Origin of the sequence: Rhodobacter sp. SY28-1, assembly GCF_005222785.1 — a bacterium.
Classification (GTDB): Bacteria; Pseudomonadota; Alphaproteobacteria; order Rhodobacterales; family Rhodobacteraceae; genus Tabrizicola.
In genome coordinates, this window is the sequence record NZ_STGH01000001.1 from 822,101 (window position 1) to 848,136 (window position 26,036).

Here is a 26,036-nt window from a genome sequence, read left to right on the forward strand (position 1 = left end):
GATGCATAGGCGACGTCAAGGGGATGTTGCCACAACATCAAGATAAGTCAGGAGAATTTCCATGAAAGCTCTGCTTCTTTCCACCGCTCTGGCGGCCGGTTTCGCGCTGCCTTCGCTTGCCCAGGACGCCCCGGTTTCGCCGTTCCAGGCCGAAGCTGCCGGCCCTGCGGCCTATGCGTCCGAGATCATCGGCGCGCGCGTCTATGTCTCGGAAGCCGCCCTTGACGCTGATGCCTACGAGGGCGTTCAGGAAGGCTGGGATGACATCGGCGAAGTGAACGACGTCCTTCTGGGCCGTGACGGCACGGTTGACGCCGTGCTGGTCGATATCGGCGGCTTCCTCGGCATGGGCGAGCGTCAGGTTGCGGTCGACATGTCGTCGCTGAAGTTCGTGTCGGACGATGCGACCGATGCCGATGACTGGTTCCTGGTCCTGCAGACCGACCGGGCCACGCTGGAAGGCGCCCCGGAGTATCTGCGGCCCGCGATGGGCGACCAGGCTGCCGCCACCGACACTGACAAGGGCGGCCTGGAAAACGTGCCGGTCGTGAACGAGGCGATCAGCGACACCGCTGAAGCCGCACCGGATACGACGGGCCAAGGCACCGCGACCGACGAGGCTGTGGCCGCGTCAAACACTGCCGAGGGCACCGAAGGCGTTGGCAGCGCGACGGAAACGGCTCTTCCGGCCGATGGCGGCGCGACCGCTGATGCCACCGGCATGAACGGCTCGATGGCGCTGCCCGAAGGCTATACCGCCATGGGCCCCGAGGCCCTGACCGCCGAGACCCTGACGGGTGCGGACGTCCGTGATGCCTCGGACGCCTCGATCGCCGAAGTCAGCGACCTTGTGCTGTCGGCTGAAGGTCAGGTGACCGACGTGGTTCTGGATGTCGGCGGTTTCCTCGGGATGGGCGCCAAGTCGGTTGCCATCCCGATGGATCGCCTGACCGTCGCCCAGACCGAAGGCGGCGCGGTGCGCGTCTGGGTCGACATGACCAAGGAAGAGCTTGAGGCTCTGCCGGAATACAAGGCCTAAGCCTCTGTAACTTCGGAAAATGGCCCGCGTCGTCCGCTGGACGGCGCGGGTTTTTCCTTGTCAGGCGAAGCTGCGGATGGTGGTGATGGCGCCGTCGAGCGCCTTGCCCTCCTCATCCTTCAGCGCGGCCTCGCGCAGGCGGCCGGCCCAGTCGGCCGCATCCTCTCGGTCCCTGATGAGGTCGATTGCGGCAAGGACCTTGTCGAACTTCGACAGGCCCCGGGCGTGGGTGTCCGAGTAGCCCTTGACCAACCGGCGGCAGCGGATGACTTCAACCGCGAGGTCGTAGTTCTGCGGCACGTAGCCTAGGGCGGTGGCAAGCCATCGGTCCATGTGCGCGGTTTCGGTCGCGTGGCGGAGGGACTTCAGGCGCCAGCCCTTCAGGCCCCCGAGGACATGCAGCATCAGGAAGCCGCGGAGGGAGTCCGTGCGCACACGGCGGCCCTTGTTGAACAGCCGGTCGATCAGCGCCATCCGGCCGGGGTTGGCGGCCCACTTTGCGCCGATGCGGGCGGGGAGGAGGGAAACGACTTCCTCGGCCCTTGGGTGCAGGAATTCGGTGACATGCATCAGCTTGTCCTGCGCGCCCATTTCCCCGGCGATCCGGGTCATGCGGGCGGCGCGGGTCTTCTCATCAGCGACGCGGATGATGTCGTCATAGGCCATCGCATTGGCGATATGCTTTGCCGCCTCACGCGTCAGGTCGAAGGGGGCGCGGTCCTTGGTAAGGATCCGGTCGAGCCTGTCGAGATAGGCGCGACCGTATGCGAGGTCCTGGAAGTCGACCACTTTCCGCAGGCCGGGGCGGGCGAGTTCGGCGACTTGCGGCGGCAGGTGGTCGAGGCGGGTGGTCAGGGTGACCCATGCGGCGACGAGTTTGGCGGGGCCTTTCGGGACGTCGCTGCGCGTGGCGGGTTGGGTTGCCGCGGCTTTCGGTGCGCCGTTCCGGGCGGCCTCGTATCCAGCGGCGAAGGCTTTCAGGGACGGCTCCACCCCTTTCCCGCCCTTGGCGATGGCGGCCTCGAAGGCTTCGCGGGGGAAGGGGAGGGTTTCGGAGGCAGCGAGGGCTCCGAAGAGGCTGGCGGAGATGACGGAGCCTTGGGCGAGCGCAAGGGCGTCAAAATCGGCGGCGATCACGCGGCGGGCGGCGATGTCTGCGGCGGCGAGGACCTCAGTTGCGTCCGCGATCCCGTCGCCGGGGACGGTCTTTTCGCTGACGGCCAGCATCCGGTGGGTGGAGGTGATGAGCGTGGTGCGGTCCGGCGTGACGAAGCCCCGGATGATGGCGCGCCCGGCCTCCATCAGCTCGGCGGTGACCATGATATCGACGTCACCGGCAGCGGGCATCAGCGAGAAGATGGGGGTGCCGTGTGTCGCGGGGGCCATTTCGACGTAGTAGACCGTGGCCCCGGTGCGTTGCGCGACGCCTGCGACGCTGGTGGCTTGCGCCGCATAGCCGTTGGCCCGCGCGAGGTCCTCGATCCAGCCGGTCAGGACGCCGCCGCCCTGGCCGCCGACAGCGAGGAGGGCGAGCTTGATGATGCCTTGGGTGGCATCGGCAGGGAGGGGGTCGAAGCTGGGGTGGACGGTCATTCGGCCCTCCATGTCAGGCGGCGGGCCTCGCGGCGGGATTGCAGCCAGCGGATGATGCAGGAGCGGAAGCGGGCGAAGGTTCGCTCCCATTTGGTCGGGTTATGGATCACGTCGGCGCGGTAGAACGAGGGGCAGAGGATGGCGGCGTCGGCGACCTCGCCGCAGTTGCCGCAGCCGACGCAGGATTGGTCGATGCTGGCCACGGGGTCGTCGCGCAGGGGGTCGTCAAGGCGTTTCAGCGACAGGGACGGGCAGCCGGACAGCCGGATGCAGGCGTGGTCGCCGGTGCAGATCGCTTCGTCGACGCCGAAGCGGGGGGCCTCGACCCTTCGGCCTTCCTTGATCGCCTGTTGGGTCAGGGGTTTCTGGCGGCGCTGCTTGTTCAGCATGCATTCGGACGAGGCGACGATGACCTTCGGGCCTTTGGTTGGGGTCTTCAGCGCCTCGCGGATCGTGTCGCGCATCTTGGCCACGTCATAGGTGCGGTCGATCTGGCGGACCCAAGTGATGCCGATGCCGCGCAGGGCCTTGGAGATCGGGTTCTTCGTGGCCTTGGTGCCGTTGTCGGCGCGGGAGGACATGATGTCCTGCCCGCCCGTCGCGGCGGAGTAGTAGTTGTCGACGATAATCGCCACGCCGTCCGACTTGTTGAACGCCATGTTGGTGAAGCTGGACGATAGCCCGTTGTGCCAGAAACCGCCGTCCCCGATGATCGCGATGGGCCGCTTTTCGCCGCCGCCGTCGAAGGCCCCGTTCGCGGCGGGGCCAAGGCCGTAGCCCATCGTGGCGCCGCCGATTTCGAACGGGGGAAGGCTGGCGAAGAGGTGGCAGCCGATGTCGGCGGCGATCTGGTGCTTGCCAAGCTCCTTCTCCACCAGCTTCATCGCCGCGAAGATCGGGCGTTCGGGGCAGCCGGTGCAAAAGCCGGGGGGACGGATCGGGACGGTCTTGGTCAGGTCTGGGATGGCCGGGCGGTCCACGTTCGGCGCGCGGATCGCGGCGGGGAGCATATGGGGGGCGGCCTGTTTCAGGAAGCCTTCGACGGCGTTCAGCATCACCGCGCCGGTGTATTCCCCGGCCATCGGGAACAGTCCCTTGCCGTGGAGTTTGACCCGACTTTCGGCGCGGTAGAGGAAGGACCCAAGCTGGGTTTCGATGAATTCGGGCTGGCCTTCCTCGACCACGAGGACATGGTCCTTACCTTGGCAGAAGTCGAGGAACTCGCTGGAGATCAGGGGGTAGGTGACGTTCAGGACGTAGATCGGGACCTGCGTGCCGCCGTAGATGTCGGCAAGGCCCAGCCGTTGCAGCGCGCGGATCAGGCCGTTGTACATGCCGCCTTGTACGACGATGCCGAAGGGGGCGTCTATTGGGCCAAAGACCTCGTTCATGCCCTTCGCGCGGATAAAGGCTTCGGCGGCGGGCCAGCGGTTTTTGACCTTGTCCTGTTCATGGGCGTAGGACATCGGCGGCAGCACGACGCGGTTAAAGTCGCTTCTCGGGTTGGACAGTGCGTCCTTTACCGTCAGCTTCGGGCGTTGGTTGTCGCGGGCGGTGAACTGGCCGGTGACGTGGCATGACCGGATGCGCACCATCAGCATGACGGGGGTGTTCGACGCTTCGGAGAGGTCGAACCCGTCCGACACCGCCTTGACGATGGAGGGCAGGTTCGGGCGGGGGTCCAGCAGCCACATCTGCGCCTTCATGGCGAAGGGGTGGGTGCGTTCCTGCATGATGCTGGACCCCTCGCCGTAGTCTTCCCCGACGATGACCAGCGCCCCGCCGGTCACGCCGGAGGAGGAGAGGTTGGCAAGCGCGTCCGAGGCGACGTTGACGCCCACGGGGCCCTTGAAGGTGACGGCGCCCCGGATCGGGTAGTGGACGGAGGCGGCCAACATTGCGGCGGCGGCGGCCTCGTTGGCGTTGGCCTCGTACCGCACGCCGAGGTCGGTCAAGAGGTCCTCGGCATCGGCAAGGACGTCCATCAGGTGACTGATCGGCGCGCCCTGGTAGCCGCCGACATAACCGACTCCGGATTCCAGAAGCGCCTTGGTGATGGCGAGGATGCCTTCGCCGGTGAAGGTCTCCCCTGCGCCCAGCTTGAGGTCTTCGACTTGAGCCTTGAAGGAGCGTTCGGCCATGTCAGATCTCGTGCTTGCGGATGTTGACCAGCATCTTCTGGAGGGTCGCGACGAAGGCCTGACGTTCGTCCTCGGGGATGCCCTTGAACATCCGGTCCTCGGCCGAAGCCATGTGCGGCCAGAGGGTTTGGAAGACCTCCCGCCCGGTCTCGGTGATGGTCACGCGGGTGGCGCGGCTGTCGTCGGGGTCGGTCTGGCGGCGGATCAGGCCATCGGTCTGGAGCTGGACCAGCGCGCGCGAGAGGGTGGATTGTTCGGTGACGGTGTAGACCGCCAACTCTCCGATGAGGGGCGCGTCGACGACCGACAAAACGGCCAGCGCGCGGGCCTTGGGGGTGGTCAGGCCGAGACCCGCCAGTTCCTCGCGGAAGCCCGCGTTGTAGCGGCCCATGATCCGGTTCATCAGGTAGGGCGCGAAGTTCGTCAGGCCGATGTCGGCCAGGCCCCGGGCGGCGCCGTCCATTACTTGCGCGGAACCAGCGCCAGCGCGCGGATGGGCGAGCCGGTGCCGTTCTTGATCTTCAGGGGCGCCGCGATGAGGATCGCACCCTTGGGGGGCAGCTTCGACAGGTTGGCAAGGGACGCCAGGCCATAGCAGTTGTGCTTGTGCAGAAGGTTGTGCGCCGGGAAGGGTGGGGTCATGCCGCCCGCCTGGCCCGCGTCGGTGCCGATGCACTGCGACCCCCAGCCGACGATGCCCTTGTCGATCAGGTACTGGATCACCTCGGCCGTCGGGCCCGGGGTATGCGGGCCGGTGGCGTCGGCGTTGAGGAACAGGCCTTCGTCATGGGCGCGGGCGTCCCAGTCGGAGCGGAGGACGACCCATTCGCCCTTGCCGATGGGGCCGTGCTTCGCCTCCCAAGCCTTCACATGATCGATGGTCAGCAGAAAGTCGGGGTCGGCGGCGCATTCCACGCTGAAGTCCAAGACATTTACCGGGGCCACCAGCCGCTGGACGGACAACGTGTCGGTGTAGCCGTCGGCATAGTCTTTGCCGGTGATCCAGTGGTGCGGCGCGTCGAAATGGGTGCCGGAGTGCTCGCCGAGTTCAAGCCAGTTCCAGGCCCAGAACGGCCCGTCCTTGTCGTATTCGCTGATCCGGTGGATCTTGATCGGCGGGGTGTCCTTGGCGAAATCGGGGGGGAGCTTCAGGAGCGGCGTCTCCGGCCCCAGGACGCCCGAACAATCCACCACCTCGATCGCGCCCGAGGCGATCATTGCGCCCAGTTGAGCCAGCAGGTTCGCCGTCATCAGTTCCTCCCATGTTGCGGGTCAGGCTAGACTCGATTAGATGCAAATGCAAATATTCTGAAAGCCGGTCAGCCCGGTTTCCGGGGCCGGATGGTCGGCGGTAGAGCGAGGGCGTCGCAGACTGCCATTGCAGCCGCGGCCCGGGTGCAGCAAAGTCACCGGCGAACGGCGGCAGAAGAACGCCTGAGAATGGTAGGGAGGCGCAATGCGATACCACACCCCAACAAGTTTTGCCGATGCGGCCGCGATTGCGGCGGGGGCGTCGGGAACCCTGCGGTTTCTGGCCGGGGGCACGGATGTCCTGGTCCAGATGCGCGCGGGGATGGTGCAGCCGGATGACCTGATCGACCTCAAGCACATTCCTGGCGTCGACAAGATCGAGCGCACGGCCGAGGGCGGCTGGCGAATCGGTGTCGCGGTGCCGGGGATCGTCCTGGGCGGTCACGCCGATCTGGTACGCGACTGGCCGGGCGTGGTTGAGGGGATGAACCTTGTTGGCTCGACCCAGGTGCAGGGCCGCGCGACCCTGGCGGGGAACCTGTGCAACGGCTCACCTGCGGCGGATTCGGTGCCGGGGCTGATCGCGGCGGGCGCGACGGTGACGGTGACCGGGCCGAACGGGTCCCGCGATCTCCCGGTCGAGCAGGTTCCGGCGGGGCCGGGGAAGACCAATCTGGCGAAGGGTGAGGTGATTTCCGCGATCACCCTGCCACCCCGTGGCAAGAACGGCGGCGACGCCTATCTGCGCTTCATCCCGCGGACCGAGATGGACATTGCGGTGGTGGGCTGCGCGGTCAGCCTGCGGCTGGATGGCGACAAGGTGGTGGAGGCGAGGGTGGCATTGGGCGCGGTTGCTCCGACGGTTCTGCTGTCCGAGGCTTGTGCCAGGGCGATCATCGGGACGACGCTGGACGACGCGGCTTTGGGCGCGCTGGCCAAGGCGGCAGAGGGCGAGGCGAAGCCGATTTCCGACAAGCGCGGGACCAAGGAGTTCCGGATCGCCGTGGCGGGTGTGCTGGCGCGTCGGGCGGCGAAGATCGCCTATGACCGGGCGAAAGGATTGAAAGCATGAGCAAGATTCACGTCACCACCACCGTCAACGGCGACCCGGTGGAGTTCCTGGCTGACCCGCGCGAGACGCTGCTGGACGCGCTGCGGAACCAGCTGGACCTGACGGGCACCAAGGAAGGCTGCGGCACCGGCGACTGCGGGGCCTGTTCGGTCACTGTGGACGGGACGCTGGTCTGTTCCTGCCTGATGCTGGCGGCGGAAGCCAACGGCAAGCGGGTGGAGACCATCGAGGGCATGGCCAAGGAAGCGCTGCACCCGTTGCAGCGCAAGTTCATCGAACATGCGGCCCTGCAGTGCGGCTTCTGCACTCCCGGTATTCTGGTGGCGGCGAAGGCTCTCTTGGAGCGGAACCCGGACCCGACGGACACCGAGGTGCGCTATTGGCTGGCGGGGAACCTGTGCCGGTGCACGGGCTATGACAAGATCATCCGCGCCGTTCAGGACGCGGCTGCGGAAATGCGGCAGGAACATCGGGGGGCTGCGTGATGGCACGGGATGATGTGAAGACTGGCTACAAGTACGTCGGCACCCGTCCGAACCGCCCGGATGGGTTGGACAAAGTGACAGGCCGCGCGCGGTACGGGGCTGACTTCTCCCTGCCGGGGATGCTGCATGCCGCCGTAGTGCGGTCGCCCCATGCCCATGCGCGGATCGTGAAGATCGACGCCTCCAAGGCCCTGGCGCTGGACGGGGTCAAGGCCGTGGTCACGCGCGCCGACCTGCCGACGGGGCTGACAGGGGAAGACCTGAACCTGCAGGACAACACGCTGGCGGGGGAGAAGGCCCTCTATGACGGCCACTCGGTTGCGGCGGTGGCGGCGACCTCGCAGCTTCTGGCGCAGGACGCGGCGCGGCTGATCGAGGTGACCTATGAGGTCTTGCCGCATGTGACAGACGTCGACGCGGCGATGGCGCCGGGTGCGCCGGTGATCCGTCCGGGTGTCGCGGACTATTCCGTGCCCGAAGGCATGCACGGCAACGTCGCCCGCTACATGGAGTTCGGGCACGGCGACGTCGAGGCTGGCTTTGCCGCCGCCGACATCGTGCGCGAGCATACCTACAAGACCGAGGCGACCCACCAAGGCTATATCGAACCGCATGCCGCCGTCGGCCAGATGGGTGAGGACGGCAGGGGCGAGATGTGGGTCTGCACCCAGGGCCACTGGTACATCCGACGCATGTCAGCGGCGGTCCTCGGGATCGAAGCGGCGAACCTGCGGGTCACCCCGTCCGAGATCGGCGGCGGCTTCGGCGGCAAGACCACGATCTTCATGGAACCGCTGACCTTGGCCCTGTCGAAGAAGGCAGGCGGCCGGCCGGTGAAGCTGGTGATGTCGCGCTCCGAAGTGCTGCGGGCGACGGGGCCGACGGCCTCGGCGTCGATGGACGTCAAGCTGGGGATGAAGAAGGACGGCACGATCACGGCCGGCCAAGTCTATTTCCGCATGCAGGGCGGGGCCTTCCCCGGCATGTCCCCTATCGGCGAGGCGCTGCCGTGCGCCTTTGCCTGCTACGACATTGCGGCCCTGAAGCATGAAGCGGTTGAGGTCATCGCCAACCGTCCCAAGGCCGCTGCCTACCGCGCTCCCGGTTCGCCGATGGCGGCCTTTGCGGTGGAAAGCCTTGTCGACGAGATGTGCCGCGAACTGGGGCTCGACCCGATCGAAGTGCGACTGAAGAACGGGGCGAAGAATGGGTCGAAGTCGTCCTACGGGCCGGTCTACAATGTGATCGGTCTGCAGGAAACGCTGGAGGCCGCGAAGGCGCATCCGAACTATGCGATCCCGCTGGGCAAGAACCAGGGCCGCGGCGTCGCCTCGGGCTTCTGGTTCAACCACGGCGGCGAGACCTCGGTGTCGCTTGCCATCGGTGAGGATGGCACGGCCACGGTGATGATCGGTACGCCCGACATCGGCGGCAGCCGCGCCTCCATCGGCCTGATGGTCGCGGAGACCTTGGGCATCCCGTATGAGGATGTGCGGGTCAACGTGGTCGAAACCGGGGCGCTGGGCGTCAACGAGCCGACCCACGGCAGCCGGGCGACATTCGCCAGCGGCAAGGCGGCGGTTCTGGCGGCTGGGCAGGCGATCAAGGAGATGTGCAAGCGCGCGGCGGCAGAGTGGGAGATCGACGCGGAGGCCGTCGAGTGGAAGGACGGCGCGGCGCATCCGGCTGGCCCGAACGCGGGCAAGTTCCCTCCCATGACCATTGGCGAGATCGGGTCGAAGATGGGTGGCTCGGGCGGTCCGATCTCGGGCCACCATGAGGTGACGGCGGAGGGCGTGGGCGCGAGCTTTGGCACCCATGTCGTCGATGTCGAGGTTGACCCGGAGACAGGGCGGACGACTATTCTGCGCTATCTGGTGGTGCAGGACGCAGGGACCGCGATCCATCCGGCCTATGTTGAGGGCCAGTACCAGGGCGGCGCTGCGCAGGGCATCGGCTGGGCGCTGAACGAGGAATACGTCTACGGCGCCGATGGGCGGCTGCAGAACCCGGTATTCCTGGATTACCGCATCCCGGTCGCCAGCGACCTGCCGATGATCGATACGGTCATCGTCGAGGTGCCGAACCCAGGCCACCCCTACGGCGTGCGGGGCGTGGGCGAGACGGGGATCACCCCGCCGCTGCCCGCAGTCGCCTCTGCCATCGCAGGGGCCACGGGGGCGCGGATCCGCAGCCTGCCGTGTTCACCGCCGAAGGTGCTGGCGGCGATCAAGGCGCTGAAGGGCTAAAGGTGGCCAAGGTCCATCTCTGGGCCAGCCTGCGGCGCTTTGCCGACGGGCAGGAGGTGGTGGAGGTGGACGCCGCAACTGTAGGGCAGATGCTGGATGCGCTGGAAAAGGCGCATCCGGGTCTGGGTCCGGCGATCAAGGCGGGGCTGTCGGTGGCGGTGGACGGCGAGGTCATCGCCAACAGCCGATCCGCCCCGGTCAAGCCGGACAGCGAGGTCTATCTTCTGCAACGGCTGAAGGGCGGGTAGGCCGATGATCCCGAACCGGCTGAAAGCGCTCTGGGCCGAAGGGAAACCCACGATCAACGGCTGGTGTTCCATCGGCAATCCCTTCACCGCCGAGATCATGGCGGCGCAGGGGTTCGACAGTGTGACGGTCGACATGCAGCACGGCGCGCTGGACTACAGCGCACTGCTGCCGATGTTGCAGGCGATGCAGGCCAGCGGGGCCACGCTGATGGCCCGGGTGCCATGGCTGGAGCCGGGGATCATCATGAAGGCGCTGGATGCAGGTGCCTATGGCATCATCTGCCCGATGGTGAACACGGCCGAGGAGGCCGCGCGGTTCGCCAGCTATCTGCGCTATCCGCCCTTGGGCACCCGCAGTTTCGGCCCCACACGGGTCGCCTTCGCGGCAGGGGCGAGTTACGGGGCCGAGGCGAACGCCAACATCCTGGCCTTCGCGATGATCGAGACGGCGGACGGAATGGCGAACCTGGATGCCATCGCCGCGACGCCGGGGTTGGACGGGATCTATGTCGGGCCGTCGGACCTGTCGCTGTCCTTGTCCCAGGGCAGGCTTTCTCCTGGCATGGACCGGGAAGAACCCGAGATGATCGCCGCCCTGCAGACAATCCTTGCGGCCTGCAAGAAGAACGGCATCCGGGCGGCCCTGCATTGCGGGTCACCGGATTATGCCGCCCGCGCCGTGGGCTGGGGCTATGACATGACGACCGTGGGCGGGGATACGCGCTTTCTGGCGGCGGCGGCCGGGGCCGCGGTTGCCGGGTTCCGCAAGCTGACCGACGGGCGGGACGCGAAGACGGAAAAGGGCGCCTACTGAGGTCCGGTTGTGTCCCTAGACGAAGGCCCGCACCAGCCATCCTGCCGCAAAGGCCACCACGGCCAGCGTGGGCCACAAGACCCAGCGGATGGTCGACGTCGGGCGCGGGGGCAGGGTGGCCGGGTTCCCCGCACGGATCAGCTGCGCCTCGACCAGCGCCGGGAGCTTCGGGCCGAAGCGGGCCAGCACCCGGGCGGTCTTGACCAGATCGCGCAGCACGGCCTTCGGCCCCACGTTCTCGCGGATGTAGCGCTCGACGGTGGGGCTTGCGACCTGCCAGATGTTGATGTGCGGGTCCAGGGACCGCGCCACGCCTTCCACCACCACCATCGTGCGCTGGAGGAGGATCAGTTCCGTCCGCGTCTCCATCCCGAAGCGTTCGGTGACCTCGAAGAGGTAGGCCAAGAGGCGCGCCATGGAGATTCGGCTTGCGTCCATGCCGAAGATCGGCTCTCCCACCGCGCGCAGGGCGCGGGCGAATTCGTCGATGTCGCGGTCGGCAGGAACATAGCCGGCCTCGAAATGCACTTCGGCGACGCGGCGGTAATCCTTGCGGATGAAGCCCATCAGGATCTCGGCATAGACCCGGCGGGTGTATTCGTCGATCCGGCCCATGATCCCGAAGTCATAGGCGATGATGTCGCCATTGGCCGCGACCTTCAGGTTGCCCTGGTGCATGTCGGCATGGAAGAACCCGTCGCGCAGCGCGTGGTTCAGGAACAGCTGCAACACGCGGGCGGCCAGCACCCGGCGATCATGCCCCGCGGCGTCGATCAGGTCGTTGTCGTTCAGCCCGATGCCTTCCGCCCAGCCCAGCGTCATCACGTTGCGGGATGAGAGGAACCACTGCGGCTTGGGGACCTGGAAACCTTCGTCCTTCTCGGTGTTCGCGGCGAACTCGGCGGCTGAAGATGACTCAAGCCGCAGGTCCAACTCTCCCATCACCACGCCTTCGAAGTGCTGGATCACCTCGACCGGTCGCAAGCGGCGCGAGAAGGGGGCGAGGCGCTCGATCCAGCGGGCGGCGAGGTAGAAGGCGTCGATGTCCTTGCGGAAGGCCCGTTCAATGCCGGGCCGCAGGACCTTGACCGCCACGTCCTCGCCCGTGTCGGCCAGCCGGGCGCGGTGGACCTGCGCGATGGAGGCAGCGGCGACGGGTTCGGAGAATTCGGAAAAGAGGGTGGAGACGGGAAGCTCCAGTTCAGCCTCGATCATCTTTTTGGCGGTTTCGGTCGGGAAAGGGGGCAGCTTGTCCTGCAGGTATTTCAACTGCTGCGCCAGCTCGTCGCCGACGATGTCTGGGCGGGTGGACAGGACCTGGCCGAACTTGATGTAGGCGGGGCCGAGGGCGGTTAGCGCGCGGGTAGCCGGAGGAAGCTCGGGGTCGCCCTTCAGGCCCAGCCACTTGAACGGCCAGCCCAGCATCCGTGCGGCAAAGCGCAGGCGGGGCGGCGCGCGAAACGCCTCCAGCACCACGTCCATCGCCCCGGTGCGTTCCAGCGTGGCGCCGGTGCGGATCAGGCGAATGATGTTGTGCGGACCCTTCACAGTTTCCAGCCGGAATGCAGGGCCGCGATGCCCATCGTGAGGTTGCGGTACTTCACCTGACCGAAGCCCGCGGTGCGGATCATCGACGCGAAAGTCTCCTGATCGGGGAACTTGCGAATGGATTCAACGAGATACTGATAGCTGGCCCGGTCGCCCGCGATCACTTGGCCCATCACCGGGATGACGTTGAAGGAATAAAGGTCATAGACCTTCTGCATCAGGTCGTTCGGGATCTGGCTGAACTCCAGCACCATGAGCCGCCCGCCGGGATTCAAGACGCGGTAGGCCTCGGACAAAGCGTCGGGGATGCGGGTGACGTTCCGGATGCCGAAAGAGATCGTGTAGGTGTCGAAGGAGTTGTCCGGGAACGGCAGGGCCATCGCGTCGCCGACCACCCAGTCCAGCGACTGCGCCATCTGCTCGGCCTCGGCCCGCTTGCGGCCTTCGATCAGCATCGGTTCGGTCATGTCGCAGACCACGGCCGTCGCGCCGGGGGCGCGTTTCAGGAACCGGAAGGCCACGTCGCCGGTCCCGCCCGCCACGTCCAGAAGCCGCTGGCCGGGCCGAGGGGCCAGCCAGTCCATCATCGCGTCTTTCCACAGCCGGTGGATGCCCATCGACATCGCGTCGTTCATCACGTCGTATTTCGAGGCCACACGGCTGAAGACGCCATGCACCATCCCGGCCTTTTCGGCCTCGGGCACATCCTGAAAGCCGAAATGGGTGGTCTTGTCCGAAGCCTTGGTCATGGAGCATGCCGCCCAATTGTTGCCGGGTTCGAGTTATACCGAAGCGGGCAAAAGGAAAACCACCCTATTGTGAGTGTGTACCCCATGCCTTCGGAAATCCTGTCTGGCATCGACGGTCTCGTTTCGCAGATTCTGCTGGGGTTCCTGTTTGTCGTGGCGTTCATCGGGCTGCGCGCCTTTCTGTTCTGGCGCAGGATAATCCGGCGTCGGCAAGAGATCGAACGACACAAGGACGCAGGGACTATCGGTCCGACCGGGATGCTGCAGGGCGCGACGCTGCCTTGGCATTACGACAAATTGGCGCAGCTTGGCACCGGCGGACAGGCCCCGATGACGCTTGACCAGCGCGTGTTGAAGCCCTCGATCGGTGTGCGGTTGATTGTGCTCGGCCTCTGTGCGGCGATGGTCTACTTTGTGAACCAGATGTCGGCGGGCGAGATGAACGGGTTTCAGGTGGCCGAACCCGGGGCCTATGGCACCGTCATGATCGTGATCTGTTTGCTGGCTGCCGTGAACGGGGTCTTCTATATCTTCACCTTCGAAACGCGCTATGATCGCGACATGCTGGTCGTGACGCGGATGATGTTCCACCGGCGTGAGTATCGCTGGAAGAACCTGTGGCGGATCGCGGATGATGGGGCCTATGAGTTGCAGCTTTTCTTTGAACCGGGTGGCAAGGCGAAAGTGTTGAAGCACAGCGTCGGGATCGAAGAATTCAAGGACTTCGCGCTGGCGCAGATTCGCCGCAACCGGATGGCCAATGCCTGAACTGCCCGAGGTCGAAACCGTCCGCCGGGGCCTGCTGCCCGTGCTGGAAGGCGCCGTCATCGCCCGGGCCGAGGTGAACCGGCCCGACCTGCGCTGGCCCTTGCCAGAGCGGATGGCTGACCGGCTGACCGGGCGGACGGTGACTGCGCTGCGGCGGCGGTCCAAGTACATTCTGGCTGATCTCGATTCCGGTGAAACGCTTCTGGTGCATCTGGGGATGTCGGGGCGGATGCTGATCTCTGGCGCGCAGCTTGGGACTTTCTACCACGACCATCCGGCACCGCAGAAGCATGACCATGTGGTGCTGCACATGGACGGCGGCGCGCGGGTCACCTTTAACGACGCCCGCCGGTTCGGGGCGATGGACCTGATGCTGACGGAGCGCGCCGGGGAGCACATGCTGCTGGCGGGTCTGGGGCCGGAGCCGTTCGGGAACGACTTCAACGAACCCTATCTGGCGGGGCGGCTGAAGGGCCGGAAGACCCCGATCAAGGCAGCACTTCTGGATCAGCGGATCGTCGCGGGGTTGGGGAACATCTATGTCGCCGAAACGCTGCACCGCGCGCGGATCAGCCCCTTGCGGCTGGCGGGTGACCTTGCGGAAGGCCAGGTGCACGGTCTTGTCCCGGTGATCCGCGAGGTGCTGGCCGAAGCGATCGAGGCGGGCGGATCATCTCTGCGCGACTTTCGGCAGGCCAATGGTGAGCTTGGCTATTTTTCCAAGCATTTTCAGGTCTATGACCGCGAAGGCGACCCCTGCGAAACCCCCGGCTGCGCCGGCACCGTGACGCGGACCGTGCAGTCCGGCCGGTCGTCCTTCTGGTGCCCCTCCTGCCAGAGTTGACTTGCCAAGCGGCGGTTTGGTGCTAGGAGTCCCCCAGACCGGATATCAAGGAGGCCGCGATGGCCTATGAAACGCTGATCGTCGAGACCGAGGACTATGTCTCGCTGATCCGGCTGAACCGCCCCGACGCCATGAACGCACTGAATCTGCAGCTGATGCGGGAACTTGCGGCGGCGGTGACGGCGGCTGAAGCCAACGACAAGGTGCGGTGCATCGTCATTACCGGCTCGGAAAAGGCCTTCGCCGCCGGGGCCGACGTGAAGGAGATGGCAGAGAAGTCGTTCATCGACGTGTATTTCGATGACCTTTTCGGCCCCGAGGCCGCGACCATCACCAAGGCACGCAAGCCGATCATCGCGGCTGTCGGCGGCTATTGCCTGGGTGGCGGTTGCGAGCTTGCCATGCTGGCAGATTTCATCATCGCAGCGGACAGCGCCAAGTTCGGCCAACCCGAGATCAACCTTGGCATCGTCGCCGGCATGGGCGGAACGCAGCGGTTGACTCGGGCGGTGGGCAAGTCCAAGTCGATGGACATGCACCTGACTGGGCGCTTCATGGATGCCGCCGAAGCCGAACGCTGCGGCCTTGTCAGTCGCGTGGTCCCGGCCAAGGCTTTGGTCGAAGAGGCGATGAAGGCCGCGCAGAAGATCGTCGAGAAGTCGGCGGTCACCGCGATGGTGGTCAAGGAATGCGTGAACCGCGCGCAGGAAACGCCGCTGGCCGAGGGGCTGCTGTTCGAGCGCCGCATGTTCCACGCGATGTTCGCGACCGAGGACCAGAAGGAGGGCATGGCCGCCTTCCTGGAAAAGCGCCAGCCGCAGTTCCGCGACCGCTAGGCTCGCCTCCTCGTTCGACTTCGTCTCCTCGTCGGCAGATTGGCGAGGAGTGCCGAAGGCTTCGACGAGCAGGGGGCTTTCCTTTCCGCAATACTTCCCCTATACGCCGCCCCACATGCGCGTGGGCCCGCTTAGGCAAGAATCAGATCCATCCTTCGGGATGGGGCCTTCTGGTCTATCGTGCGACAGAATTGAAACCGATAGACCGCAAGGAAGCCAAGCATGGCAAATACTGAACAGTCCAAGAAACGCGCCCGCCAGTCCGAGGCCCGTTACGCCATCAACAAGGCGCGCCGCTCGCGTATCCGCACCTTCCTGCGCAAGGTCGAAGAGGCGATTGCGTCCGGCAATGGCGAGGCCGCACAGGCCGCGCTGAAGGCCGCCCAGCCGGAACTGGCCCGTGGCGTGACCAAGGGCGTGCTGCACAAGAACACCGTCGCGCGCAAGATGTCGCGCCTCGCCTCGCGCGTGAAGGCCGTCGCCACTACCAAGGCCTGATCGGCCACGGTTCCGCCAGGGCGGGACCGAATCCGGAACACTCCGAACTGCAAGGGGCGTGCCTGGACGGGTGCGCCCTTTCTGCTATCCGGTCCACCCGAAACCGTCTTTCCGCCGCTCCGTTGCCGATTTGCCAGAGCCTCCGGATTCGGTTTTGGCGAAACCCTGTCAAGCGCGTTGTTCGGTTGCAGAGCCCGCGGCGGGCTTGCTAGCGTGACCCTGCGATTCACTTCGTCTTGGGGGACAAGAACGGGTCGCAAAGGGAAAGCTGCTGCACGGACCAGGCGCGCCTTGCGCTGTTTGATCTGAGTTTTCCGTTTGCGATCAATAGGTTGGAGATGGCATTCAAGCCGTCCCTGCGCGCATGGCAAGCTGTCGTTCGCCCGACGGTAAAGCATGCGTTGTTCCGTCCCTCTGACAAACCGCCGCCTGACCGGTCCCTTCGGGACAGGCCGGTGGTTTGGTCGAACTGGCTCGCTCAAGAAAGAAACGGGGCAGGATCGGGGCTTTTGCCCTGGGTTCAGGGAATTGGCAGGTTGACGAATGACGAATGAAACCTGGGGGCAGGTTCGGGAAGAGCTGATCAAGCGGGTCGGCAAGCATAATTACACCACCTGGATTGAACCCCTGAAGCTTTCGCACCTGAAGAACGGCGTGGCGCGGTTCGAAGTGCCGACCACCTTCTTTGGCGATTGGGTGCAACGCAATTATGGCGACCATATCCGCACGCAGCTGTCCAGCGCGGGAACCCCGGTTGACCGCCTGGAATTCTCGGTGGGCACCGCGGCAACTGCCGCGCGGCCCGTCGCCGCGAAACCGGCTGCCCGCCCTGTCCGCGCCCGGGTCTCCGAGGAAGAGCTTCCCGGCGCGCCGCTGGACGCCCGCTTCACCTTCGAAAGTTTCGTGGTTGGCAAGCCGAACGAACTGGCCCACGCTGCCGCCCGCCGGGTGGCCGAAGGCGGGCCGGTGACCTTCAACCCGTTGTTTCTTTATGGCGGGGTCGGCCTTGGCAAGACGCACCTTATGCATGCCATCGCGCATGACCTGCAGGCCCGCCATCCGGAACTGCGCGTTCTGTACCTCTCGGCGGAACAGTTCATGTACCGCTTTGTCCAGGCGCTGCGCGACCGGCAAGTGATGGACTTCAAGGAGTTGTTCCGGTCCGTCGACGTGCTGATGGTCGATGACGTCCAGTTCATCGCCGGCAAGGATTCGACGCAGGAAGAATTCTTCCACACCTTCAACGCCCTGGTGGATGCCAACAAGCAGATCGTGATTTCCGCCGACCGCGCGCCGGGCGAGATCAAGGATCTTGAGGATCGCATCAAGTCGCGCCTGCAATGCGGTCTGGTCGTCGACCTGCATCCGACGGATTACGAACTGCGGCTCGGTATCCTGCAGCAGAAGGTCGACTTCTACCGAAGCCAGTATCGTGGCCTCGTGCTGGCGGACGGCGTGCTGGAGTTCCTGGCGCACCGCATCACCACCAACGTCCGCGTGCTGGAAGGCGCGCTGACCCGTCTTTTCGCCTTCGCCTCGCTGGTGGGCCGCGAGATCACGCTGGACCTTGCCCAGGACTGCCTTGCCGACATCCTGCGTTCGTCCGACCGCAAGCTGTCGATCGAGGAAATCCAGCGCAAGGTGGCCGAGCATTACAACGTGCGCCTGTCCGACCTGATCGGGCCGAAGCGCCTGCGCACCATCGCCCGGCCCCGGCAGGTTGCGATGTATCTGGCCAAGCAACTGACCCCGCGCAGCCTGCCGGAAATCGGCCGTCGCTTCGGGGGGCGCGACCACACCACGATCATGCACGGCGTGCGCAAGATCGAAGAACTGATGACCACGGACAGCCAGCTGGCCGACGATCTGCAGCTTCTGCGCCGCTTGCTTCAGGGTTGAACGCCGGGCGGCCTTGACGGCCCCCGGAAACCTCCGCACAGTCCCAAGCAACACTTGTGAACCGGTGAAAACCGGATAAATTCGTCGTCCCTTCAACGGGTCGGCAGGGGGAAGCCAGGATGAAACTCTCGATCGAACGCGCGACGCTTCTGAAGGCGCTGGCGCAGGCGCAGTCGGTGGTCGAACGCCGCAACACGATCCCGATCCTGGCGAACGTGTTGATCGAGGCAGAGGGCAACCAAGTCTCCTTCCGCGCCACCGATCTGGACATCGAGGTCGTGGACCGGGCCCCCGCCATGGTCGAACGCGCCGGGGCAACCACGGTCTCCGCTGTCATGCTGCACGAGATCACGCGCAAGCTGCCCGATGGATCGCTGGTCAGCCTGACCGAAGATGCCGCTGCGGGCCGCCTGACCATTGCCGCGGGCCGCTCGACCTTCAGCCTTGCGACCCTGCCCAAGGAAGACTTTCCGGTCATGGCGACCAGCGAATATTCCTCGAATTTCTCTGCCCCCGCGCCTGTCCTACGGCGGCTGTTCGACAAGGCAAAGTTCGCGATTTCCACTGAGGAAACCCGCTATTACCTGAACGGCGTCTACATGCATGTGTCCACGGGCGAAAGTGGCAAGGTCCTGCGCTGCGTCGCGACCGACGGCCACCGGCTGGCCCGCATCGACGCCCCCCTGCCCGAAGGGGCCGACGGGATGCCAGGCGTCATCGTCCCGCGCAAGACGGTGGGCGAGCTGCGCAAGCTTCTGGACGATGACGACGCGATGATCGCCGTCTCGGTGTCCGAGACCAAGGTGCGCTTCGCCACGCCCGCCATCACCCTGACCTCCAAGGTCATCGACGGCACTTTCCCGGACTACACCCGCGTCATCCCAACCGGGAACACCCGCAAACTGGAAGTCGATGCGTCCGAATTCGCCAAGGCGGTGGACCGCGTGGCGACCGTCTCCTCGGAACGCTCCCGCGCCGTGAAGCTGTCGCTGGAGGAGGACCGGCTGATCCTCTCGGTCAACTCGCCCGACTCAGGAGCCGCCGAGGAAGAACTGGCCGTGGCCTATGGCGACGATCGGCTGGAGATCGGCTTCAACGCCAAGTATCTTCTGGAAATCGCCAGCCAGGTTGACCGCGAGAATGCGGTGTTCCTCTTCAACTCCGCCGCCGACCCGACCCTGATGCGCGAGGGCAATGACACCTCTGCCGTCTATGTCGTCATGCCGATGCGGGTCTGACAACCGCTTGCACTGAAAGGGAAATCCGGTGGGCGGTCTGGCGATCGAAACCCTTGCGCTCACGCATTTCCGCAGCCACCGCGCCACGCGGCTGACCTTTGACGGCCGCCCCGTGGCCATTGTCGGCCCGAACGGCGCGGGCAAGACCAACATCCTGGAAGCGGTATCGCTCCTCTCCCCCGGCCGCGGTCTGAGACGGGCGGCTGCCGAGGATCTGGCCCGCAAACCCGAGGCCATCGGCTGGAAGATCACTGCCACCGTGCAAGGCCTTTCCGCCGCGCATGAGCTGGAAACCTGGGCCGAACCCGGCGAGGCGCGGCAGGTCCGCATCGACGGCAAGGCCGCGACGCAGGCCAGCCTTGGCCGCACCTTGCGCATCCTCTGGCTGGTCCCCGCGATGGACCGGCTCTGGATCGAGGCCGCCGAGGGTCGCCGCCGGTTCCTTGACCGGATGACGCTAAGCTTCTTTCCGGAGCATGCCGAACATTCGCTCACATACGAAAAGGCGATGCGCGACCGGAACCGGCTGATCAAGGATCAGGTGACCGATGCACATTGGTATGCGGCGCTGGAAGCGCAAATGGCAGAAGCGGGCGAGCAGATCACCCACCACCGCCGCGCCGCCATCGCCCGCGTTTCCGCCGCCGCAGATCCGGCAAGCGCCTTCCCCTCTGCCGACCTGACGCTGTCTGGACCGGACGGCACCGACGAACCGTCTGACCTGGCCGTTGCCCTGGCCGAAGGCCGCCGCCGCGACATCGCCGCCGGGCGCACGTTGGTCGGCCCGCATCGCGCTGACCTCCTCGCCCGCTTCGCGGCCAAGGACATTCCCGCCGACCAGTGCTCCACAGGTGAGCAGAAGGCGCTTCTGATCAGCCTGATCCTCGCCAATGCCCGCGCCCTTGCGCAGGATCTTGGTCGCGCGCCGATCCTTCTTCTTGACGAGGTCGCTGCCCACCTCGACGAACAGCGCCGCGCCGCGCTTTATGACGAAATCTGTGCGCTGGACGTGCAAGCGTTGATGACAGGCACCGAACCCGACCTGTTTGCAGCCCTTGGAACCCGGGGCCGCGCAGTGAAGATCACCGACCAGAGCGGAACCTCGCGGGTGGAGCAATGACCATCGAATTCATTCCCGAACATCTGCTCATAAAAACCGATAGTGAGGCGATCGCGCGCCTTCTGGCGCGATGTTTCACTACGGATTTCGGCGGCCGCAGCTTCTTTCAGACCCGCCAGTCCTGGCGTCATGTCGCGCGGCTGAACGGGCAGATCGTCGCCCATCTGGCCGTGCAACTGCGCGCTGTCCGGCTGGGGGACCGCCTGCTGACCATCGCGGGAATTGCCGATGTGGCAACCGACCCTGATCATCGGGGTCAGGGGCATGCCGCAGGTCTGCTGCAGGCGGCAATTGCCATGGCCCGACAGTCGCCCGCCGAGTTCGTCCTGCTGTTCGGCACTGCAAAGCTTTACCCGGCGGCCGGCTTCCGCCCCGTTGCAAATCCGCTTACCTACTTCGACCTGACCGGCGCGCGGACCGGGGCTCTCCACCGGGATGAGGTCAACCCGCACCTGCAGGTCCTTGCCCTGACCCGGGACGACTGGGACGAAGGACTGCCTCTCGACCTCCTCGGCGGTCTGTTCTAAGGCTTGCCCATGACCGTCTCTCTCCACGAACTTCTTCTCTACGCCCTTGGCATGGCAGGCCTCTGGGCCGTGCCCGGCCCGGTTTGGGTCGCCCTGACCGCCCGTGCGCTGTCGGGTGGCTTCGCCGCCGCCTGGCCCCTGGCCGTGGGCGTGGCCCTGGGCGATCTGATCTGGCCCCTTGCCGCAATCCTCGGCCTGTCCTGGATCGAAAGCGCCTATGGTGATTTCCTGCAGGTCCTGCGCTGGGTCGCGGCGGTGATCTTCCTGGTGATGGGAGTGCTGCTGATCCGCAAGCCCGCCGCCACGATGAACGCCGACAGCCGCCTGACCCGTCCCGGCATGTGGGCGGGTTTCTCGGTCGGCGTCGCCGCGGTGATCGGCAACCCCAAGGCGATCCTGTTCTACATGGGCGCGCTGCCCGGCTTCTTCACGTTGGAAAGCCTGACCGCCTTCGATGTGGCCGCCATCATCGCGATTTCTGCCCTGATCCCGATGGCCGGGAACCTTGGCCTCGCCCTCTTCCTCGACCGCGCGCGGCAGCTTCTGTCCAGCCCGGAAAGCGTGCGTCGGCTGAACGTCACCTCGGGCATCCTGCTGATCGGTGTCGGGCTGGTCATCCCCTTCCTCTGACCACCAAATCTTGTGGCCAAGGGGTGACATTCCCGGCCCGAAACGCTATAAATCGCGGGCAACGACAAGGGTTTCCCACGCATGGCTGACCAGCCCAAGAACACCGCCGCATACGGCGCCGATTCCATCAAGGTTCTCAAAGGGTTGGAGGCGGTTCGCAAGCGCCCCGGCATGTATATCGGCGACACCGACGACGGCTCGGGCCTGCACCACATGGTGTACGAGGTCGTGGACAACGGGATCGACGAGGCGCTGGCCGGTCACGCGACCGAAGTCGTGGTGAAAATCCACGCCGACGACAGCGTTTCCGTGCGTGACAATGGCCGCGGCATCCCGGTCGACATGCATGCCGAGGAAGGCGTCTCGGCGGCCGAGGTCATCATGACCCAGCTGCACGCGGGCGGGAAATTCAACAACACGGATGAAGGCGGGAACGCGTACAAGGTCTCGGGCGGTCTGCACGGCGTGGGCGTGTCCGTGGTGAACGCCCTGTCGGAATGGCTGGAGCTGACCGTCTGGCGCAATGATATGGAGTACCGCGCCCGGTTCGAGCACGGCGATTGCACGGTCCATGTGCACGAGGTCGGTCCCGCCCCCGGGCGGCGCGGGACCGAGGTCCGCTTCCTCGCCTCGGCAAAGACCAACATTCCGGAGGGGACCTTCAGCAATCTCGACTACAGCTTCAAGACCCTGGAACACCGCCTGCGCGAACTGGCCTTCCTGAATTCCGGCGTGCGGATCGTGCTGGAGGACGAACGCCACGCCGAGCCGGAGAAGGTGGAGCTTTTCTACGAAGGCGGCGTGCGGGAATTCGTCAAGTACATCGACCGCTCCAAGACCTCGGTCATGCCGGAACCCATCTACATGGTGGGCGAAAAGAACGGCATCGGCGTCGAAGTCGCGATGTGGTGGAACGACAGCTATCACGAAACCGTACTGCCGTTCACAAACAACATCCCGCAGCGCGACGGCGGCACGCACCTTGCCGGTTTCCGCGGCGCGCTGACCCGCACGATCACCGGCTACGCCCAATCTTCAGGCATCGCCAAGCGCGAGAAGGTGGATTTCACCGGCGATGACGCGCGCGAGGGGCTGACCTGTGTGTTGTCGGTCAAGGTGCCGGACCCAAAGTTTTCCTCTCAGACCAAGGACAAGCTTGTCTCGTCCGAGGTCCGTCCGGCCGTCGAAAACCTGGTCAACGAAAAGCTGTCAGAGTGGTTCGAAGAGAACCCGGGCCCGGCAAGGATCATCGTCGGCAAGATCATCGAAGCGGCGCTTGCTCGTGAAGCCGCGCGCAAGGCCCGCGAACTGACCCGGCGCAAGACCGCGCTGGACGTGGCCTCATTGCCCGGGAAACTGGCCGATTGCCAGGAACGCGATCCCGCCAAGTCGGAACTGTTCCTCGTCGAGGGTGACTCCGCTGGCGGCTCCGCCAAGCAGGGCCGCAGCCGCTCCAACCAGGCCGTTCTGCCCCTGCGCGGCAAGATCCTGAACGTCGAACGCGCCCGCTTCGACCGGATGCTCTCCAGCCAAGAGATCGGGACGCTCATCACCGCGCTGGGTACCGGGATCGGCCGCGATGAGTTCGACATCGGCAAGCTGCGCTACCACAAGGTCGTCATCATGACCGACGCCGACGTGGACGGCGCGCATATCCGGACGCTGCTCCTCACCTTCTTCTTCCGCCAGATGCCTGCGCTGATCGAGGGTGGCTATCTCTACATCGCCCAGCCGCCGCTTTACAAAGTCGCCCGCGGCAAGTCCGAGGTCTACCTCAAGGACCAGGCCGCACTCGACGACTATCTGGTCGAAATGGGCACCGAAGGCGCTGTCCTGCGCTTGCAGGACGGGCAGGAGATTGCGGGCAACGACCTCGCCCGCGTCATCGAGGGCGCTCGCCAGTTCCGCCGCGTGCTGGATGCCTTCCCGACCCACTACCCGCGCCCGATCCTGGAACAGGCCGCCCTTGCCGGGGCCTTCGACCCGGGCCGCGCCGACGCCGACTTGCAACTAGTCGCCGACACCGTCGCCAAGCGCCTGAACCTCATCGCGCCCGAGTTCGAGCGCGGCTGGTCCGGTCGCATCACCCAGGACCACGGCATCCGCCTGTCCCGCATCCTGCGCGGAGTGGAGGAGCTGCGGACGCTGGACGGCGCGGTGCTGCGGTCAGGCGAAGCACGCAGGCTGTCCCAGATCGCGGGCACCTACCGCGACATCTACCGCGACCCGGCCCGCCTTGTCCGCAAGGACCGCGAACAGGCGATCCACGGGCCGATCGACCTGTTGAAATCCATCCTGGCCGAGGGCGAAAAGGGCCTGACCCTGCAGCGCTACAAGGGTCTGGGCGAGATGAACCCCGACCAGCTTTGGGAGACCACGCTGGACCCCGAGGCGCGGACGCTGTTGCAGGTCAAGGTCGACGACCTGGCCGAGGCGGACGACATCTTCTCCAAGCTGATGGGCGACGTCGTCGAACCCCGGCGCGAGTTCATCCAGCAGAACGCCCTGTCGGTCGAGCACCTGGACTTCTAAAGCCAGCCGAGCGGGTGCGCCGCAAAGCCGTGGCAGGCGGATCCGTCGGGGAAGTCGATCGACCAGTTTTCTGGCGTGGTCGGCCGCCCTTCGCGCACCCAGCGGCCCCAGCGCGCGGCAATGATTGCGTGGATCTCCTTGCGGCGGTCAAGCCTTTGCAGAGCAAGGAAAAGATAGTGATGCATGAAGGGACTGGCGAGCGCGGGCTGGCCGTCCACCGGCCCGTCCCGCAGGTCCAAAGACCGGGCGACGATCCGGTCGGCAAGTGCCGTCGCTTCCTGACCCTCGACCACCCCGGTGAGGATCAGCAACGCCAGTCCCAGCTGGCTCGCCGCCTCTCCGCCCGGGCTTTCGCGCCAGCCATCCGGTGCCTTGTGGCCTTGCAGCGCGCGCGTCAGGTCCCCCGCCTGTTCTGCCCAGTCCGCCGTTCGCCCGACCTGATCAGCCATCAATGCCGCCAACCGCAATGCATTCAGATAGCGCAGGTTCAACGTCAGGTTCGGCTCCGCCCGGCTCATCGGCGACCAGTCCAGGAACAGCCGCCGCCCCGGCGGATTTTGTAGCAGCCCGTCCGCCCCCCTCAACGACGCCATCCGCTCCAGCATGCGGGTCAGCACGCCCCAATGCCGCTGCCAGACCGCCTGGGCGTCCTCAATCCCCGGATGCGTCGCGCAGCCCGCCAGCAGTTCGACCCAACTGAAGTTGTAATCCGTCACTGCATAGGCCGGAACCTCGCCCGGCAGCACGCTGGGCAACAGCCCTTCAGCGTCCGCCCCTGACGCCGCCATGTCGATGGCGAACAGCAGCGGCCGCGGGTCGTCCGAAATCCCCCGCAAGGCCCAGTCCTGTGCCACAACATCGCCAAGCCAGAGGCTCGACTCGCGCCAGACCCCGTCCACGAACCCGTCCTGCAGACAGTTCAGCGTAGTCCGGCGGCACATGTCAGCCACACCTTGCAGCACGCCTGGATGCCGGGGCAGCGGCCGTTCCACCACCGGTGTATCTGGCAACCGAGCGTAGAACATCGGCGCGGGCGCGACGCCTCCCCCCTCCAGCGCAAAGACCAGATACCGCGCGCCGCGCGGCGTGAACCCCTCCACCACCTGCCGCCCGGGCCGCAGGGTGAACCGGTCCGTGGGCCGCATCCGGCAATAGGTCGACGGGTCCGGCAGCAGCAACTCCCCGTCCCGCAGCTTCTCGGCGTAGGAGATCAGCAGCCGCTCACCCCCCGCTGCCGTCAGTTCGACGCCGCCCAGACAGGCGCGGCTTTCGCCAAGGTCGAAAATCCAGATGGACGATGTGCCGCGCGGCAGAAGGACAGGGACCGCACCAGAGAGCGAGGTCGCGAAGATCTCGCGCAAGTCGGCATGCGGATCGCCAGAAGCCGCGACCGCAGGTCCGGTCCGCAGCTGCCATGGGCTCTTCAGGCTGCTCACTCTTTCCTCGGGCAATGCTGTCGCCCGGGGCCGCAGGCTTTCCCAGATCGGCCCGGCAGCCTCCTGAACCACGCGCGCCGCCTCCCAGTCCGAGGCGTCCGCCTCCACCCAATCCCCGCCCATCCGCAGGTCGCGATCCTCGACCCCGGTGCCGTAGATCGACACCCTTTCGACCCGGTCCGACCAGGACGTGTCACGCCGAACCTTCCACTGCGGGCCGGTGGTCAGCGCCACCTTGCCATCCACTTCCAGCCAGCCAATCAGCCCGCAGGCGCCCCGGTGGACATAGGAGAAATGGGAATAGCCAGGGGAATAGACCTGAACTGCGATCCGGTTCAGCCCGGGGCGAAGATGATCTGTGACCGCTCGCTCGTCTACAGCCATCGAAGACGGCCAACTTCTTTCCGCCCCACGCCCCACAAAGACACCGTTGATCCAAAGCCGATAACGGCTGTCTGCCGCGAGTCGGAGGACTGCATGGACAGGCACAACGGGCAGTGTGATATCGGAACGAAAGTT

The 26,036-nt window shown here is 65.8% G+C and carries 23 protein-coding genes; 16 read left to right on the forward strand and 7 right to left on the reverse strand.

Annotated elements, in window-relative coordinates; genetic code table 11:
• Positions 1–61: 61 nt before the first annotated feature.
• Complete coding sequence (locus E8M84_RS04045) at positions 62–1,039, forward strand: PRC-barrel domain-containing protein (protein WP_137109880.1); 978 nt, start codon at positions 62–64, stop codon at positions 1,037–1,039.
• A 60-nt stretch (positions 1,040–1,099) separates the two neighbouring features.
• On the opposite strand, the gene E8M84_RS04050 is transcribed toward E8M84_RS04045, so the two are convergent.
• The 4 genes from E8M84_RS04050 to E8M84_RS04065 are packed head-to-tail and all read right to left on the reverse strand — an operon-like array spanning position 1,100 to position 6,024.
• Positions 1,100–2,632 (reverse strand): indolepyruvate oxidoreductase subunit beta family protein, encoded by a 1,533-nt coding sequence (locus E8M84_RS04050; protein ID WP_137109881.1) that lies wholly within the window; start codon positions 2,630–2,632, stop codon positions 1,100–1,102.
• Entirely contained in the window at positions 2,629–4,773 is a 2,145-nt protein-coding gene (locus tag E8M84_RS04055) for an indolepyruvate ferredoxin oxidoreductase subunit alpha (protein ID WP_137109882.1), read from the reverse strand. The genes E8M84_RS04050 and E8M84_RS04055 overlap by 4 nt, the downstream gene beginning before the upstream one ends.
• 1 nt (position 4,774) lies before the next feature.
• The gene (locus E8M84_RS04060) at positions 4,775–5,236 is read right to left on the reverse strand and encodes a MarR family winged helix-turn-helix transcriptional regulator (RefSeq protein ID WP_137109883.1); all 462 of its coding nucleotides are present in this window, start codon (positions 5,234–5,236) and stop codon (positions 4,775–4,777) included.
• A complete protein-coding gene (locus tag E8M84_RS04065; RefSeq protein ID WP_240790277.1) occupies positions 5,236–6,024 on the reverse strand; it encodes a cyclase family protein in 789 nt (262 codons plus the stop codon). Before E8M84_RS04065 ends, E8M84_RS04060 begins: the two co-directional genes overlap by 1 nt.
• Positions 6,025–6,229: 205 nt before the next feature.
• On the opposite strand from E8M84_RS04065, the gene E8M84_RS04070 reads away from it, so the two are divergent.
• Genes E8M84_RS04070 through E8M84_RS04090 form a run of 5 tightly spaced genes read left to right on the forward strand, consistent with a single transcriptional unit; the run spans position 6,230 to position 10,892 of the window.
• Positions 6,230–7,096, forward strand: a complete 867-nt coding sequence (locus E8M84_RS04070; RefSeq protein ID WP_137109885.1) for a xanthine dehydrogenase family protein subunit M — start codon at positions 6,230–6,232, stop codon at positions 7,094–7,096.
• Complete coding sequence (locus tag E8M84_RS04075; protein WP_137109886.1) at positions 7,093–7,581, forward strand: (2Fe-2S)-binding protein; 489 nt, start codon at positions 7,093–7,095, stop codon at positions 7,579–7,581. The genes E8M84_RS04070 and E8M84_RS04075 overlap by 4 nt, the downstream gene beginning before the upstream one ends.
• Entirely contained in the window at positions 7,581–9,830 is a 2,250-nt protein-coding gene (locus E8M84_RS04080) for a xanthine dehydrogenase family protein molybdopterin-binding subunit (RefSeq protein WP_137109887.1), read from the forward strand. Before E8M84_RS04075 ends, E8M84_RS04080 begins: the two co-directional genes overlap by 1 nt.
• 2 nt (positions 9,831–9,832) lie before the next feature.
• Entirely contained in the window at positions 9,833–10,078 is a 246-nt protein-coding gene (locus E8M84_RS04085) for a MoaD/ThiS family protein (RefSeq protein ID WP_137109888.1), read from the forward strand.
• Positions 10,079–10,082: 4 nt separating this feature from the next.
• Complete coding sequence (locus E8M84_RS04090; RefSeq protein WP_137109889.1) at positions 10,083–10,892, forward strand: HpcH/HpaI aldolase/citrate lyase family protein; 810 nt, start codon at positions 10,083–10,085, stop codon at positions 10,890–10,892.
• A 15-nt stretch (positions 10,893–10,907) separates the two neighbouring features.
• On the opposite strand, the gene ubiB is transcribed toward E8M84_RS04090, so the two are convergent.
• A complete protein-coding gene (gene ubiB / locus E8M84_RS04095) occupies positions 10,908–12,440 on the reverse strand; it encodes a 2-polyprenylphenol 6-hydroxylase (protein WP_137109890.1) in 1,533 nt (510 codons plus the stop codon).
• A complete protein-coding gene (gene ubiE / locus E8M84_RS04100; RefSeq protein WP_137109891.1) occupies positions 12,437–13,189 on the reverse strand; it encodes a bifunctional demethylmenaquinone methyltransferase/2-methoxy-6-polyprenyl-1,4-benzoquinol methylase UbiE in 753 nt (250 codons plus the stop codon). The genes ubiB and ubiE overlap by 4 nt, the downstream gene beginning before the upstream one ends.
• 84 nt (positions 13,190–13,273) lie before the next feature.
• Here ubiE and E8M84_RS04105 point away from each other — a divergent pair, with 84 nt between their 5' ends.
• The 10 genes from E8M84_RS04105 (at position 13,274) to gyrB (ending at position 24,081) form a co-directional block, all read left to right on the forward strand.
• Positions 13,274–13,957 (forward strand): hypothetical protein, encoded by a 684-nt coding sequence (locus tag E8M84_RS04105; RefSeq protein WP_137109892.1) that lies wholly within the window; start codon positions 13,274–13,276, stop codon positions 13,955–13,957.
• The gene (gene mutM, locus E8M84_RS04110) at positions 13,950–14,801 is read left to right on the forward strand and encodes a bifunctional DNA-formamidopyrimidine glycosylase/DNA-(apurinic or apyrimidinic site) lyase (RefSeq protein ID WP_137109893.1); all 852 of its coding nucleotides are present in this window, start codon (positions 13,950–13,952) and stop codon (positions 14,799–14,801) included. The genes E8M84_RS04105 and mutM overlap by 8 nt, the downstream gene beginning before the upstream one ends.
• A gap of 59 nt (positions 14,802–14,860) precedes the next feature.
• The gene (locus E8M84_RS04115) at positions 14,861–15,637 is read left to right on the forward strand and encodes an enoyl-CoA hydratase (RefSeq protein ID WP_137109894.1); all 777 of its coding nucleotides are present in this window, start codon (positions 14,861–14,863) and stop codon (positions 15,635–15,637) included.
• 222 nt (positions 15,638–15,859) lie between these two features.
• Positions 15,860–16,135 carry a 30S ribosomal protein S20 gene (gene rpsT / locus E8M84_RS04120; RefSeq protein WP_137109895.1) on the forward strand — a complete coding sequence of 92 codons (276 nt, stop codon included), beginning with the start codon at positions 15,860–15,862 and terminating at the stop codon, positions 16,133–16,135.
• 543 nt (positions 16,136–16,678) lie between these two features.
• Complete coding sequence (dnaA, locus tag E8M84_RS04125) at positions 16,679–18,034, forward strand: chromosomal replication initiator protein DnaA (RefSeq protein WP_137109896.1); 1,356 nt, start codon at positions 16,679–16,681, stop codon at positions 18,032–18,034.
• Positions 18,035–18,153: 119 nt separating this feature from the next.
• Complete coding sequence (gene dnaN / locus E8M84_RS04130) at positions 18,154–19,272, forward strand: DNA polymerase III subunit beta (RefSeq protein ID WP_137109897.1); 1,119 nt, start codon at positions 18,154–18,156, stop codon at positions 19,270–19,272.
• A gap of 28 nt (positions 19,273–19,300) precedes the next feature.
• The gene (recF, locus tag E8M84_RS04135) at positions 19,301–20,392 is read left to right on the forward strand and encodes a DNA replication/repair protein RecF (RefSeq protein WP_137109898.1); all 1,092 of its coding nucleotides are present in this window, start codon (positions 19,301–19,303) and stop codon (positions 20,390–20,392) included.
• Entirely contained in the window at positions 20,389–20,919 is a 531-nt protein-coding gene (locus E8M84_RS04140; protein ID WP_137109899.1) for a GNAT family N-acetyltransferase, read from the forward strand. The genes recF and E8M84_RS04140 overlap by 4 nt, the downstream gene beginning before the upstream one ends.
• Before the next feature lie 9 nt (positions 20,920–20,928).
• The gene (locus tag E8M84_RS04145) at positions 20,929–21,549 is read left to right on the forward strand and encodes a LysE family translocator (protein WP_137109900.1); all 621 of its coding nucleotides are present in this window, start codon (positions 20,929–20,931) and stop codon (positions 21,547–21,549) included.
• A gap of 81 nt (positions 21,550–21,630) precedes the next feature.
• Positions 21,631–24,081 carry a DNA topoisomerase (ATP-hydrolyzing) subunit B gene (gene gyrB / locus E8M84_RS04150; RefSeq protein WP_137109901.1) on the forward strand — a complete coding sequence of 817 codons (2,451 nt, stop codon included), beginning with the start codon at positions 21,631–21,633 and terminating at the stop codon, positions 24,079–24,081.
• Here the strand turns inward: gyrB and E8M84_RS04155 are convergent.
• Complete coding sequence (locus E8M84_RS04155) at positions 24,078–25,901, reverse strand: family 78 glycoside hydrolase catalytic domain (RefSeq protein ID WP_137109902.1); 1,824 nt, start codon at positions 25,899–25,901, stop codon at positions 24,078–24,080. The genes gyrB and E8M84_RS04155 overlap by 4 nt on opposite strands.
• Positions 25,902–26,036 lie beyond the last annotated feature (135 nt).

Excerpts from the sequence above, each read along its gene's own strand:
- E8M84_RS04045 (WP_137109880.1), top strand. The coding sequence starts at position 62 with ATGAAAGCTCTGCTTCTTTCCACCGCTCTGGCGGCCGGTTTCGCGCTG.
- E8M84_RS04050 (WP_137109881.1), bottom strand. The coding sequence starts at position 2,632 with ATGACCGTCCACCCCAGCTTCGACCCCCTCCCTGCCGATGCCACCCAA.
- E8M84_RS04055 (WP_137109882.1), bottom strand. The coding sequence starts at position 4,773 with ATGGCCGAACGCTCCTTCAAGGCTCAAGTCGAAGACCTCAAGCTGGGC.
- E8M84_RS04060 (WP_137109883.1), bottom strand. The coding sequence starts at position 5,236 with ATGGACGGCGCCGCCCGGGGCCTGGCCGACATCGGCCTGACGAACTTC.
- E8M84_RS04065 (WP_240790277.1), bottom strand. The coding sequence starts at position 6,024 with ATGACGGCGAACCTGCTGGCTCAACTGGGCGCAATGATCGCCTCGGGC.
- E8M84_RS04070 (WP_137109885.1), top strand. The coding sequence starts at position 6,230 with ATGCGATACCACACCCCAACAAGTTTTGCCGATGCGGCCGCGATTGCG.
- E8M84_RS04075 (WP_137109886.1), top strand. The coding sequence starts at position 7,093 with ATGAGCAAGATTCACGTCACCACCACCGTCAACGGCGACCCGGTGGAG.
- E8M84_RS04080 (WP_137109887.1), top strand. The coding sequence starts at position 7,581 with ATGGCACGGGATGATGTGAAGACTGGCTACAAGTACGTCGGCACCCGT.
- E8M84_RS04090 (WP_137109889.1), top strand. The coding sequence starts at position 10,083 with ATGATCCCGAACCGGCTGAAAGCGCTCTGGGCCGAAGGGAAACCCACG.
- ubiE (WP_137109891.1), bottom strand. The coding sequence starts at position 13,189 with ATGACCAAGGCTTCGGACAAGACCACCCATTTCGGCTTTCAGGATGTG.
- E8M84_RS04105 (WP_137109892.1), top strand. The coding sequence starts at position 13,274 with ATGCCTTCGGAAATCCTGTCTGGCATCGACGGTCTCGTTTCGCAGATT.
- mutM (WP_137109893.1), top strand. The coding sequence starts at position 13,950 with ATGCCTGAACTGCCCGAGGTCGAAACCGTCCGCCGGGGCCTGCTGCCC.
- E8M84_RS04115 (WP_137109894.1), top strand. The coding sequence starts at position 14,861 with ATGGCCTATGAAACGCTGATCGTCGAGACCGAGGACTATGTCTCGCTG.
- rpsT (WP_137109895.1), top strand. The coding sequence starts at position 15,860 with ATGGCAAATACTGAACAGTCCAAGAAACGCGCCCGCCAGTCCGAGGCC.
- dnaA (WP_137109896.1), top strand. The coding sequence starts at position 16,679 with ATGACGAATGAAACCTGGGGGCAGGTTCGGGAAGAGCTGATCAAGCGG.
- dnaN (WP_137109897.1), top strand. The coding sequence starts at position 18,154 with ATGAAACTCTCGATCGAACGCGCGACGCTTCTGAAGGCGCTGGCGCAG.
- E8M84_RS04140 (WP_137109899.1), top strand. The coding sequence starts at position 20,389 with ATGACCATCGAATTCATTCCCGAACATCTGCTCATAAAAACCGATAGT.
- E8M84_RS04145 (WP_137109900.1), top strand. The coding sequence starts at position 20,929 with ATGACCGTCTCTCTCCACGAACTTCTTCTCTACGCCCTTGGCATGGCA.
- gyrB (WP_137109901.1), top strand. The coding sequence starts at position 21,631 with ATGGCTGACCAGCCCAAGAACACCGCCGCATACGGCGCCGATTCCATC.
- E8M84_RS04155 (WP_137109902.1), bottom strand. The coding sequence starts at position 25,901 with ATGGCTGTAGACGAGCGAGCGGTCACAGATCATCTTCGCCCCGGGCTG.